The 12,727-nt window shown below is 57.6% G+C and carries 12 protein-coding genes; 10 read left to right on the top strand and 2 right to left on the bottom strand.

Features of this window, described 5'->3' with window-relative positions:
* The first annotated feature begins 410 nt into the window (after positions 1 to 410).
* The gene (gene queE / locus A1WC_RS05605; protein ID WP_008806241.1) at positions 411 to 1,082 is read left to right on the top strand and encodes a 7-carboxy-7-deazaguanine synthase QueE; all 672 of its coding nucleotides are present in this window, start codon (positions 411 to 413) and stop codon (positions 1,080 to 1,082) included.
* A 43-nt stretch (positions 1,083 to 1,125) separates the two neighbouring features.
* Here queE and queD read toward each other — a convergent pair whose 3' ends face one another.
* Positions 1,126 to 1,491 (bottom strand): 6-carboxytetrahydropterin synthase QueD, encoded by a 366-nt coding sequence (gene queD / locus A1WC_RS05610; protein WP_012967329.1) that lies wholly within the window; start codon positions 1,489 to 1,491, stop codon positions 1,126 to 1,128.
* A 316-nt stretch (positions 1,492 to 1,807) separates the two neighbouring features.
* Between queD and cysJ the strand changes: the two genes are divergently transcribed.
* The 3 genes from cysJ (at position 1,808) to cysH (ending at position 6,152) form a co-directional block, all read left to right on the top strand.
* Entirely contained in the window at positions 1,808 to 3,607 is a 1,800-nt protein-coding gene (gene cysJ, locus A1WC_RS05615; RefSeq protein ID WP_016161724.1) for an NADPH-dependent assimilatory sulfite reductase flavoprotein subunit, read from the top strand.
* Positions 3,607 to 5,319 carry an assimilatory sulfite reductase (NADPH) hemoprotein subunit gene (gene cysI / locus A1WC_RS05620; protein ID WP_016161723.1) on the top strand — a complete coding sequence of 571 codons (1,713 nt, stop codon included), beginning with the start codon at positions 3,607 to 3,609 and terminating at the stop codon, positions 5,317 to 5,319. The genes cysJ and cysI overlap by 1 nt, the downstream gene beginning before the upstream one ends.
* Positions 5,320 to 5,417: 98 nt before the next feature.
* Positions 5,418 to 6,152, top strand: coding sequence for a phosphoadenosine phosphosulfate reductase (gene cysH, locus A1WC_RS05625; protein ID WP_008806238.1), 735 nt, complete (start codon positions 5,418 to 5,420; stop codon positions 6,150 to 6,152).
* Between the two features lie 72 nt (positions 6,153 to 6,224).
* Here cysH and A1WC_RS05630 read toward each other — a convergent pair whose 3' ends face one another.
* Complete coding sequence (locus tag A1WC_RS05630) at positions 6,225 to 7,271, bottom strand: aminopeptidase (RefSeq protein WP_012540734.1); 1,047 nt, start codon at positions 7,269 to 7,271, stop codon at positions 6,225 to 6,227.
* A 246-nt stretch (positions 7,272 to 7,517) separates the two neighbouring features.
* On the opposite strand from A1WC_RS05630, the gene cysG reads away from it, so the two are divergent.
* The 6 genes from cysG to ftsB all read left to right on the top strand — a co-directional run bounded on the left by cysG (position 7,518) and on the right by ftsB (position 12,719).
* A complete protein-coding gene (gene cysG / locus A1WC_RS05635; protein ID WP_162494494.1) occupies positions 7,518 to 8,924 on the top strand; it encodes a siroheme synthase CysG in 1,407 nt (468 codons plus the stop codon).
* Between the two features lie 9 nt (positions 8,925 to 8,933).
* On the top strand, positions 8,934 to 9,842 hold the full coding sequence (cysD, locus tag A1WC_RS05640) for a sulfate adenylyltransferase subunit CysD (protein WP_002915160.1): 909 nt from the start codon (positions 8,934 to 8,936) through the stop codon (positions 9,840 to 9,842).
* 9 nt (positions 9,843 to 9,851) lie between these two features.
* Complete coding sequence (cysN, locus tag A1WC_RS05645; protein ID WP_012967340.1) at positions 9,852 to 11,279, top strand: sulfate adenylyltransferase subunit CysN; 1,428 nt, start codon at positions 9,852 to 9,854, stop codon at positions 11,277 to 11,279.
* Complete coding sequence (cysC, locus tag A1WC_RS05650; RefSeq protein ID WP_016161722.1) at positions 11,279 to 11,884, top strand: adenylyl-sulfate kinase; 606 nt, start codon at positions 11,279 to 11,281, stop codon at positions 11,882 to 11,884. The genes cysN and cysC overlap by 1 nt, the downstream gene beginning before the upstream one ends.
* Positions 11,885 to 11,934: 50 nt before the next feature.
* Positions 11,935 to 12,261 carry a DUF3561 family protein gene (locus A1WC_RS05655; RefSeq protein WP_008806224.1) on the top strand — a complete coding sequence of 109 codons (327 nt, stop codon included), beginning with the start codon at positions 11,935 to 11,937 and terminating at the stop codon, positions 12,259 to 12,261.
* A 140-nt stretch (positions 12,262 to 12,401) separates the two neighbouring features.
* Positions 12,402 to 12,719: a cell division protein FtsB gene (ftsB, locus tag A1WC_RS05660; RefSeq protein WP_002915156.1), complete on the top strand. Its 318-nt coding sequence runs from the start codon at positions 12,402 to 12,404 to the stop codon at positions 12,717 to 12,719.
* Positions 12,720 to 12,727 lie beyond the last annotated feature (8 nt).

Below are 12,727 nucleotides of genomic sequence, written 5' to 3'. Positions count from 1 at the left end.
AAAGAAGGGGCCCGATCAGGGATTTATTAAGACCAGTTTAAGGTTATTATCACCGGCGGATTGAATTGGATTCGCAGATCGGCCAGATAATTCACTCTTTCATGTATCAGTTTGTACATCACTGTATTTTAAGGTTTTTTATTTTGCTGTCTGGACCTTTTATTTTATCCTGAATGACAGGAATAACATTTTCTGTTACACATTTTCAGTCCACGTGTCAGAATATTAATTATTTTAATTCTTATCATGCTAATAAATTAAGCCAAAAGAAAAGATTGTTTCTTTAATCAATAATATTATTCCCGACACGGATATTGACGAAGGGGTAAAAAAGGGATCGCAGCGCAGGACAAGACCTGTGCGCTGAAATCTGCGATAATGGACGTTTATGACCCTAAACAGAGATGACTATGCAGTACCCGATTAACGAGATGTTCCAGACCCTGCAAGGCGAGGGTTACTTCACCGGCGTGCCTGCCATTTTTATTCGTCTGCAGGGATGCCCGGTAGGATGCGCGTGGTGCGACACTAAGCATACCTGGGACAAGCTGGCCGATCGGGAAGTGTCGTTGTTCAGCATCCTGGCGAAAACCAAAGAGAGCGATAAGTGGGGGCCGGCAAGCAGCGAGGATCTGCTGGCGATTATTGGGCGCCAGGGGTGGACTGCCCGCCACGTGGTCATTACCGGCGGTGAACCCTGCATTCATGATTTAACGCCGTTAACCTCGCTTCTGGAACAAAACGGCTTTAGCTGTCAGATTGAAACCAGCGGCACCCATGAAGTGCGCTGCAGCCACAACACCTGGGTGACGGTATCCCCGAAGGTTAATATGCGTGGCGGGTATGATGTGCTGTCGCAGGCTCTGCAGCGGGCGGATGAGATCAAGCATCCGGTAGGGCGCGTCCGCGACATCGAAGCGCTGGACGAACTGCTGGAAACGCTGAGCGATGACAAACCGCGGATCATCGCCCTGCAGCCGATCAGTCAGAAAGAAGACGCGACGCGCCTGTGTATCGACACCTGCATCGCCCGTAACTGGCGCCTTTCCATGCAGACGCACAAATATTTGAATATTGCCTGATAAAAAAAAGCCCGGCAGCGTACTGACTGGGCTTTTTTTTCGCTTACTCGCCGCGATAGATGCAGCCAGCGGTGCAGGTCTCTTTGACCATCACGGCGCTCAGCAGCGGTACCCTCGGTTTCATCTCATCCCAGATCCATTTCGCCAGCACTTCGCTGGTGGGGTTTTCCAGACCGGGGATATCGTTCAGATAATAGTGGTCCAGGCGATCGTATGTCGGCTTGAAGGCGGCCTTCAGCTCGGCAAAATCCATGATCCACCCGGTATGGGGATCGACTTCACCGGTGATCTCCAGACGCACCATAAAGGAGTGGCCATGCAGGCGACCGCATTTGTGTCCTTCCGGGACGTGCGGCAGGTGGTGGGCGGCTTCGAAGGTGAAATCTTTAAACAGCGTGGTGGACATCATTGACTCTCAACAGGACGAAAAAAACCGCCGTAGGGTACCGGAAAGCACATTTTTTCGCATTAACTAAAACGGCCCTGAACAGAAAATGGACACATTTATCTGGGTTATCTGAATTAAATGGTTATATTTCATGTGGTTATTTAATCGATTTTGTTGTTAATAACTACAACTAAAACAGGTTAGTCCATTTGGTTATTTATTATTTCCATCCCTTCTTTAATTGTTACTATCAGCACCGTTACCCTTCTATTCTCTTCTGTTTTTGTCGCGCTGACAGGGCGCGAACAACAGCTTTGCTTACTGGAACAAACGACGCATGACGACACAGGCCACACCTTCCAACTTGCTGCCGCTCAACCCGGAGCAACTGGCGCGCCTTCAGGCGGCCACCACTGACTTCACGCCCACTCAGCTTGCCTGGGTGTCTGGCTATTTCTGGGGCGTGCTGAATCAGCAGTCCGGCGCGGCTGTGGCCGTTCCTGCCCAGGCCGCTGAGGTGCCCTCGATCACGCTGATTTCCGCCTCGCAAACCGGCAACGCCCGCCGCGTCGCCGAAGCGCTGCGCGACGATCTGCTGGCAGCGAAGCTGAACGTGAAGCTGGTGAATGCAGGCGATTATAAATTCAAACAAATTGCTGCGGAAAAACTGCTGGTGGTCGTGACGTCCACCCAGGGGGAAGGTGAGCCGCCGGAAGAAGCGGTCGCATTGCATAAGTTCCTGTTCTCGAAAAAAGCGCCGAAGCTGGACGGGACCGCGTTCGCTGTCTTTGGCCTCGGCGATACTTCTTATGAATTCTTCTGCCAGTCTGGCAAAGATTTCGACAGCAAGCTGGCCGAGCTCGGCGCGGAACGCCTGCTCGATCGCGTCGATGCCGACGTCGAATATCAGACCGCGGCTGCGGAATGGCGCGCGCGCGTCGTTGAGGTGCTGAAAGCCCGTGCGCCAGTGTCCGCGCCCGCCCAGCTGGCCACCAGCGGCGCGGTGAACGACATCCATACCAGCCCGTACACCAAAGAGGCTCCGCTGTCGGCGACCCTGTCGGTCAACCAGAAAATCACTGGCCGCGATTCCGAAAAAGATGTGCGCCATATCGAAATTGACCTCGGTGATTCCGGTCTGCGCTATCAGCCGGGCGACGCGCTGGGCGTCTGGTATCAAAACGATCCTCAGCTGGTCAAAGAGCTGGTGGAGCTGCTGTGGCTGAAGGGCGACGAGCCGGTAACCGTTGATGGCAAAACTCTGCCGCTGGCGGAAGCGCTGGAGTGGCATTTTGAGCTGACGGTTAACACCGCGACTATCGTCGAAAACTACGCCACCCTGACCCGCAGCGAATCGCTGCTGCCGCTGGTGGGCGATAAAGCTCAGCTGCAGCAGTATGCTGCTGCGACGCCGATCGTCGATATGGTCCGTTTCTCGCCGGCACAGCTGGACGCCGAGGCGTTAATCGGTCTGCTGCGTCCGCTGACGCCGCGCCTGTACTCCATTGCCTCCTCACAGGCGGAAGTGGAGAGCGAAGTGCATGTCACCGTGGGTGTGGTGCGCTATGAAATAGAAGGCCGCGCCCGGGCTGGCGGTGCCTCCAGCTTCCTCGCCGACCGTGTGGAAGAAGATGGCGAAGTCCGCGTCTTTATTGAACACAACGACAACTTCCGTCTGCCGGCTAACCCGGAGACGCCAGTGATCATGATTGGCCCGGGCACCGGCATTGCGCCGTTCCGCGCCTTTATGCAGCAGCGCGCAGCGGACGGGGCGCAAGGCAAGAACTGGTTGTTCTTCGGCAACCCACACTTCACTGAAGATTTCCTCTATCAGGTAGAGTGGCAGAGCTATGTGAAGGAAGGTCTGCTGACCCGTATTGACCTGGCCTGGTCCCGCGATCAACAACAAAAAGTCTATGTACAGGACAAACTGCGCGAGCAGGGGGCCGAGCTGTGGCGCTGGATCAATGATGGCGCCCACATTTATGTCTGCGGCGACGCCAATCGTATGGCGAAAGACGTGGAGCATACGTTACTGGAAGTGATTGCCGAATACGGCGCGATGGACGCCGAAGCGGCGGACGAATTTTTAAGTGAGCTGCGCGTTGAGCGCCGTTATCAGCGAGATGTCTACTAATGAGCGAAAAACATCCGGGGCCTTTAGTGGTCGAAGGTAAACTGACCGATGCCGAGCGCATGAAGCTTGAGAGCAACTACCTGCGCGGCACCATTGCGGAAGATTTAAACGACAGTCTGACCGGCGGTTTTAAAGGCGATAACTTCCTGCTGATCCGTTTCCACGGCATGTACCAGCAGGACGATCGCGATATCCGCGCGGAACGCGCCGCCCAGAAGCTGGAGCCGCGCCATGCGATGCTGCTGCGCTGCCGTCTGCCGGGCGGGGTGATCACCACCACCCAGTGGAAGGCGATCGATAAGTTTGCCGCGGACAACACCATTTACGGCAGTATTCGTCTGACCAACCGGCAGACGTTCCAGTTCCACGGCATTCTGAAAAAGAACGTGAAACCGGTGCATCAGATGCTGCACTCGGTGGGGCTGGATGCGCTGGCCACCGCCAATGATATGAACCGTAACGTGCTGTGCACCTCCAACCCGTACGAGTCGCAGCTGCACGCTGAGGCCTATGAGTGGGCGAAAAAGATCTCCGAGCATCTGCTGCCGCGTACCCGCGCTTATGCCGAGATCTGGCTGGATCAGAAAAAGGTCGCCACTACTGACGAAGAGCCGATCCTCGGTCAGACCTATCTGCCGCGTAAGTTTAAAACCACGGTGGTGATCCCGCCGCAGAACGATATCGATCTGCACGCTAACGACATGAACTTCGTGGCGATTGCCGAAAATGGCAAGCTGGTGGGCTTTAACCTGCTGGTGGGCGGCGGTCTCTCTATCGAACACGGCAACAAGAAAACCTACGCCCGCACGGCGAGCGAATTCGGTTATCTGCCGCTGGAGCATACTCTGGCGGTGGCGGAAGCGGTCGTGACTACCCAGCGCGACTGGGGCAACCGTACCGACCGTAAGAATGCGAAAACCAAGTACACCCTTGAGCGCGTTGGCGTCGAAACCTTCAAGGCGGAAGTGGAGCGCCGGGCCGGCATTAAGTTTGAGCCGATCCGCCCGTATGAATTCACCGGCCGCGGCGACCGCATCGGCTGGGTGAAGGGGATTGATGACAAATGGCACCTGACGCTGTTTATTGAAAACGGCCGCATTCTCGATTATCCGGGTCGTCCGCTGAAGACTGGCCTGCTGGAGATTGCTAAGATCCATAAAGGCGAATTCCGCATCACCGCCAACCAGAACCTGATCGTTGCCAGCGTACCGGAAGATCAGAAGGCGCGGATCGAGAAGCTGGCGCGGGATCATGGTCTGATGAATGCCGTTACTCCGCAGCGCGAAAACTCGATGGCCTGCGTCTCCTTCCCGACCTGCCCGTTGGCAATGGCGGAAGCCGAACGTTTCCTGCCGTCGTTTATCGACAAGGTGGAAGGGGTGATGAACAAGCACGGCGTGAGCGATGAGCATATCGTCACCCGGGTCACCGGCTGCCCGAACGGCTGCGGCCGCGCGATGCTGGCGGAAGTGGGACTGGTGGGCAAAGCGCCGGGGCGCTACAACCTGCACCTTGGCGGTAACCGCAGCGGCACCCGCATCCCGCGGATGTACCGTGAGAATATTACCGAGTCGGAAATTCTCGACTCGCTAGACGAACTGGTAGGGCGCTGGGCGAAAGAGCGCGAAGCGGGTGAAGGCTTCGGCGACTTTACGGTGCGTGCGGGCATCATTCGCCCGGTGCTCGACCCAGCCCGCGATTTCTGGGAATAACATCCTGGTGCCCGGTGGCGCGTAGCGACCCGGGCCTGTAAAACCCGTAGGCCGGGCAAACGCAGTGCCGCCCGGTAAAACAGGCAAACGAGGTTTATATGTCCGTACTCGATCTAAACGCGCTTAATGCATTGCCGAAAGTGGAACGTATCCTGGCGCTGGCGGAGACCAATGCGAAGCTGGAGAAGCTCAGCGCCGAAGAACGCGTAGCGTGGGCGCTGGAAAATCTGCCTGGCGAGTATGCTTTATCTTCCAGCTTTGGCATTCAGGCGGCGGTGAGTCTGCACCTGGTGAATCAGCTGCGCCCGGATATTCCGGTGATCCTCACGGATACCGGCTATCTGTTTCCGGAAACCTATCAGTTTATCGATGAGTTAACCGACAAGCTCAAGCTGAACCTGAAGGTCTATCGGGCGCAGGAGAGCGCCGCCTGGCAGGAGGCGCGTTACGGTAAGCTGTGGGAGCAGGGCGTTGAGGGCATTGAGAAATACAATGAGATCAACAAAGTCGAGCCGATGAACCGGGCGCTGAAAGAGCTCAATACCCAGACCTGGTTCGCTGGTCTGCGCCGCGAGCAGTCCGGTAGCCGGGCGACCTTACCGGTGCTGGCTATCCAGCGCGGGGTGTTCAAGGTGCTGCCGATTATCGACTGGGATAACCGGACGGTGTATCAGTACCTGCAAAAGCACGGGCTGAAATACCACCCGCTGTGGGATCAGGGCTATCTGTCGGTAGGCGATACCCACACCACGCGCAAATGGGAGCCGGGCATGGCAGAAGAAGAGACCCGGTTCTTCGGGCTTAAACGCGAGTGCGGATTGCACGAGGGTTAAGCTGTTAGCGCTTTCTTTGGGTGATAATTCAAGAAGAACACGCGGGTGATACCGCGCGTTCTTTTGTGCGTATCAGCTTTTCTTCTCCACCTTCGCCAGCTCTTTCACCAGCGGCAGCATCACTTTCACTACCTCGCGGCTGCGGCGTTCTATGCGTCCCGGCAGCGCGTGGTCGAGATACTGCTGATTATCAATCTGCACGCTATGCCAGCTGGTGCCGTCCGGGAAGGCGCGGGATTTCTGGCGCTGCTGATAGCCATCCTTTTTACCGAGTGACCAGTTGGTTGCCTCGACCGACAGCACCGGGATCCCCGCGCTGTCGAAGACGCTGGCGTCGTTACAGCAGGCGGTGCCTTTTGGGTATGCTGGGTTCAGTCCTGGATTGGTCGCCGCGACAATCCCCTTGCTGCGGGCGATAGCCAGCGCGCGGTCGCGGGTTAGCTTACGCACCGAGGCCGGCGTGCGGCGGCCACTGTTGAAGTAAAGCTTATCGCCCACCACCAGATTATCGAGGTTGATCACCAGCAGGGTATTTTTCTTTTCCGCCTCACTCATGCGCTGTAGCAGATTTTGCGCCCCGAGACGACCTTCCTCTTCACCGCTGGTGGCGATAAAGCGAATGCCATAGCGGGTGGGGATATTCTTTAAATGATCCGCCAGCTCCAGCATCACGCCGAGCCCCATCGCGTTGTCGTCGATTCCCTGCAGCGTCAGGCCGCCAAGGTTGTTCTCCACGTCTTTATCGCTCTGCGGCGCGTAGGTATCGAGATGCGCCATAATAATGATTTGCTGGCGGGACTGGCCTTCATGGGCGGCGATCACCGTACTGCCGGTGGCGTTATGCCAGTTCTTACGCTGATTGTTATCGGTATAGATGTAGCGGGTATTGAAGCTGCGCACGTCGCTCTGATAACCCATCTGGGCGAACTGCTGGCGGAGGTACTCGGCTGACAACATCTCGGCTGGTGTTCCGGTCATTCGTCCCGGGAAGACGGTGGCGATATGACGGGCCTGGCTACTGGCGGTGTCGCCCAGCGCGCTGAAAGCGGGGGCGGCGGCGAAAACAAAACCGGTGCCGAGCGCCAGAGGAAGCAGACGGCGGCACAACGCGGAAAACATAAGGGGTCCTTACACGAACAAGACAATTTGACGCGTACAGTATGAAACTGTGACCGCGGTTAAACAATTTCAATTGCTCTTAAATAGCGGAAAAATAGCGCGTTAAGCACTTTTTGATATTTGTATTTCCACAGCGTTATTCCTTTGCGTCACAACTCATTCCATTTCGTAATTTCATTTGCTCTCAGGCGCACCCTATAGTCGCAGTATCGCTGATTGTAAGAGAGTTGTTGCGCCGTGGATTACTTGCCCCTTTTTGCCGAACTGAAACAAAGGCCCGTGCTGGTGATCGGCGGCGATGAGATTGCTGAACGCAAGATTAAATTCCTGCTGCGCGCTCAGGCGCAGGTGCAGGTGGTCGCCGGGACGCTCTCTCCGGCGCTGGCCGATCTGGCGGCGCGCCAGGCGCTTAGCTGGCGGGCGACGGAATTTAGCGAGTCGCTGGTGGATGATGTCTTTCTGGTGATTGCGGCCACGGAGGATGAGGCGCTTAATCAGCGGGTGTTTGCGGCGGCTAACGCGCGCTACCGGCTGGTCAACGTGGTGGATAACCAGGCGCTGTGCTCGTTTGTCTTCCCTTCTATCGTCGACCGTTCGCCGCTGCTGGTGGCGATCTCCTCCAGCGGCAAAGCGCCGGTGCTGTCGCGTATTCTGCGCGAGAAAATTGAAGCGCTGCTGCCGACGAACCTCGGGCGGCTGGCGGAATCGGCGAGCTACTGGCGCAACCATCTGAAAACCCGTCTGACGACCACCGAAGCGCGTCGCCGCTTCTGGGAACGCGTCTTTACCGGCCGCTTTGCCAGCCTGATGGTGGCGGGCAATCATGCGGAGGCGGAAAAGGCGCTGCAGGATGAGCTGGATAAGCCCGAACGCGAGACGGGAGAAATTATTCTGGTGGGCGCCGGGCCGGGCGATGCCGGGCTGCTGACCCTTCGTGGTCTGCAGGCGATCCAGCAGGCGGACGTGGTTTTCCACGACCATCTGGTGACCCCGCCGGTTCTCGAGCTGGTGCGCCGTGATGCCGAGCTGATCTGTGTCGGCAAACGCGCCGGCGAGCACTCGGTGCCGCAGCATGAAACCAATCAGCTGCTGGTGGCGGCGGCGAAGGCGGGGAAAACCGTCGTGCGTCTGAAGGGCGGGGATCCGTTTATTTTTGGCCGCGGCGCAGAAGAGCTGCAGGCTGCCGCCGAAGCGGGGATCCCGTTCCAGGTGGTGCCTGGCGTCACTGCTGCTGCCGGGGCGACGGCCTACGCCGGTATTCCGCTGACCCATCGCGACTATGCGCAAAGCGCCGTCTTTGTCACCGGCCACTACAAGCCGGACAGCGCCCCCTTCGACTGGTCGCTGCTGGCGAAGAGCCAACAAACGCTGGCGATCTACATGGGCACCATGAAGGCGGCGGAAATCAGCGCCCAGCTGATCGCCCACGGTCGCGACAGCGCTACGCCGGTCGCGGTGATTTCCCGCGGTACCCGCGACGATCAGCAGACGATAACCGGCACATTGCAACAACTCGAACACCTGGCGAAAGACGCCCCGATGCCCGCCCTGCTGGTGGTCGGCGAAGTGGTGCAGCTGCATCAGCAGCTCGCCTGGTTTCAACATACATCATCCGCCGAAGGGTTTAACGCTTCGGTGGTCAATCTGGCTTAAGGAACGGTTATGGACCAAAAACGACTCACTCACCTGCGGCAACTGGAGGCGGAAAGCATCCATATTATTCGTGAGGTGGCCGCCGAATTTTCTAACCCGGTGATGATGTACTCCATCGGGAAAGATTCCAGCGTAATGCTGCATCTGGCGCGCAAAGCGTTTTATCCGGGAACCCTGCCGTTCCCGCTGCTGCACGTCGATACCGGCTGGAAATTCCGTGAGATGTATGAGTTCCGCGACCGTACTGCTAAAGCCTACGGCTGTGAGCTGCTGGTGCATAAAAACCCGGAAGGGGTGGCGATGGGCATCAACCCGTTTGTCCACGGCAGCGCTAAGCATACCGATATCATGAAAACGGAAGGCCTGAAGCAGGCGCTGAACAAATACGGCTTTGACGCCGCGTTCGGCGGCGCGCGTCGCGACGAAGAGAAATCCCGCGCGAAAGAGCGCATCTACTCCTTCCGCGACCGCTTCCACCGCTGGGACCCGAAAAATCAGCGTCCGGAGCTGTGGCACAACTACAACGGCCAGATTAACAAAGGCGAAAGCATCCGCGTCTTCCCGCTCTCCAACTGGACTGAGCTGGATATCTGGCAGTACATCTATCTGGAAAATATTGAAATCGTGCCGCTGTATCTGGCCGCTGAGCGCCCGGTGTTGGAGCGCGACGGTATGCTGATGATGATCGATGACGACCGTATCGATCTGCAGCCGGGCGAAGTGATTGAAAAACGGATGGTGCGTTTCCGTACCCTTGGCTGCTGGCCGCTGACCGGCGCAGTGGAGTCTGAAGCGCAGACGCTGCCGGAAATTATTGAAGAGATGCTGGTATCGACCACCAGTGAACGTCAGGGCCGCGTGATTGACCGCGACCAGGCCGGCTCGATGGAGCTGAAGAAACGTCAGGGGTATTTCTAAGGAGCCGCCATGAACACCACAATTGCCCAACAAATTGCTAATGAAGGCGGCGTAGAAGCTTACCTGCACGCGCAACAGCACAAGAGCCTGCTGCGTTTTCTGACCTGCGGCAGCGTAGATGACGGCAAAAGCACCTTAATTGGCCGTCTGCTGCATGATACGCGCCAGATCTATGAAGACCAGCTGTCGTCTCTGCACAACGACAGCAAGCGTCACGGTACCCAGGGCGAAAAACTGGACCTGGCGCTGCTGGTGGACGGCCTGCAGGCTGAGCGTGAGCAGGGCATCACCATCGATGTCGCTTACCGCTACTTCTCGACCGAAAAACGCAAATTTATCATCGCCGACACCCCGGGGCACGAGCAGTACACGCGCAATATGGCCACCGGCGCGTCAACCTGCGACCTGGCGATCCTGCTGATCGATGCGCGCAAAGGCGTGCTCGACCAGACCCGCCGTCACAGCTTTATCTCTACGCTGCTGGGCATTAAGCACCTGGTGGTAGCGGTCAACAAAATGGATCTCGTCGAGTTTAGCGAAGCGCGCTTCAACGAGATCCGGGAAGATTATCTGACTTTCGCCGAGCAGCTGCCGGGCAACCTCGATATCCGCTTTGTACCGCTGTCGGCGCTGGAAGGCGATAACGTCGCCAGCCAGAGCGCGAATATACCGTGGTACAGCGGCCCGACCCTGCTGGAAGTCCTCGAAACCGTGGAGATCCAGCGGGTGGTCGAGAGCCAGCCGCTGCGCTTCCCGGTGCAGTATGTTAACCGTCCGAACCTCGATTTCCGCGGCTTCTCCGGCACGGTCGCCTCTGGCACGGTTACCGTTGGCCAGCGTCTGAAGGTGCTGCCGTCGGGCGTCGAATCGAGCGTGGCGCGTATCGTCACCTTCGACGGCGACCTGCAGGAAGCCGCCGCCGGCGAAGCCATTACCCTTGTGCTGAAAGATGAAATCGACATCAGCCGCGGCGACCTGCTGGTTGACGCGCAAGCCTCGCTGCCGGCGGTGCAAAGCGCCAGCATCGACGTGGTGTGGATGGCCGAGCAGCCGCTGACCCCGGGCCAGAGCTACGACATCAAAATCGCCGGCAAGAAGACCCGCGCTCGCGTCGACGCTATCCGCTACCAGGTCGATATTAACAACCTGACCCAGCGTGAAGTCGAGTCTCTCCCGCTGAACGGCATTGGGCTGGTGGAGCTGACCTTTGACGAACCTTTAGTGCTGGATCCGTATCAGCAAAACCCGGTGACCGGCGGGCTTATCTTTATCGATCGCCTGACCAACGTCACCGTGGGCGCCGGGATGGTCAACGAGCCGCACCTGCAGGCGTCGACCTCGGCATCGCAGTACAGCGCCTTCGAGCTGGAGCTGAACCAGCTGATCCGTAAACACTTCCCACACTGGGACGCCCGCGACCTGCTGGGAGGCCAATAATGGCCCAGCATGACGAAAACGTCGTCTGGCATGCCCATCCTGTGACTCAGCAGCAGCGGGAACAGCATCACGGCCATCGCGGCGTGGTGCTGTGGTTTACCGGCCTTTCGGGGTCGGGTAAATCCACCGTCGCCGGGGCGCTGGAAGAGGCGCTGCATGAGCGTGGCGTCAGCACCTATCTGCTGGACGGCGACAACGTGCGCCATGGTCTGTGCAGCGATCTGGGATTCAGTGATGAGGATCGCAAAGAGAACATTCGCCGCGTCGGCGAAGTGGCCAGGCTAATGGTCGATGCCGGGCTGGTGGTATTGACGGCATTTATATCACCACACCGCGCGGAACGGCAGATGGTGCGCGAGCGCGTGGGGGAGGGACGCTTTATCGAAGTGTTCGTCGATACCCCGCTGGCCATCTGCGAGGCGCGGGATCCGAAAGGATTATACAAGAAGGCGCGGGCAGGGGAATTACGCAATTTCACCGGCATAGACTCGGTCTATGAGGCACCGGAAAAGGCGGAAATTCATCTGGATGGTGAACAATTGGTAACAAATTTGGTGCACCAACTATTAGACCTGCTGCAACAGAGCGATATTATCAGATCCTGAAACGGCAGCGGCATCGAGGGGTGCCGGTTGCCCGGTCTACAGGATTCGATATGCGCAATACCCAGAACCTCAGTATTATTCGTTCAGAACCGCCTCCGGCGATCGGCGACGAGACCACCTGGTCTCTGTCGGGCGCTGCCGTGGGCTTTATTTCATGGCTGCTGGCGCTGGGTATTCCCTTCCTTCTCTATGGCAGTAATACGCTCTTCTTCCTCCTTTACACCTGGCCGTTCTTCCTTGCGTTGATGCCGGTGGCGGTAGTGGTCGGTATTGCGCTGCACTCTCTGCTCAATGGCAAACTGCTCTATAGCGCCAGCGCGACTATCCTGACCGTCGGGCTGATGTTTGCGCTACTCTTCCTCTGGCTGTTGGGATAACCCGTTTCCGGGATGAATCAAGCATGGGTATCGGCAGCAAAAATATGGTACAGTCCCCGCGTTACGCGGCATCGTCCGCGCGCCCCGGTAGCGTACCCGGGCGAGTTTTGGGATGATGATGCCGTTTTTCAGGGGGCAGGATGGGTAAACTAACGCTGCTATTATTAGCTTTGCTGGTCTGGCTACAGTATTCACTGTGGTTCGGTAAAAACGGCCTGCACGACTACACGCGGGTTAATGACGACGTCACCGCCCAGCAGGCGACTAACGCCAAATTAAAAGCACGCAACGATCAGCTATTTGCCGAAATTGACGACCTCAACGGCGGGCAGGAAGCGATCGAGGAGCGCGCGCGCAATGAACTCAGTATGACCCGCCCGGGCGAAACCTTCTATCGTCTGGTACCGGATGCGTCTAAACGCAACCAGGCATCGGGGCAACAGCAGAACAATCGATAACCAGGCCC

It is taken from the genome of Klebsiella sp. KTE92 (assembly GCF_000398905.1).
GTDB lineage: Bacteria > Pseudomonadota > Gammaproteobacteria > Enterobacterales > Enterobacteriaceae > Klebsiella > Klebsiella variicola.
Note: the sequence above shows the minus strand (reverse complement) of the source record. Positions and strands in the feature narration are given on the sequence as shown.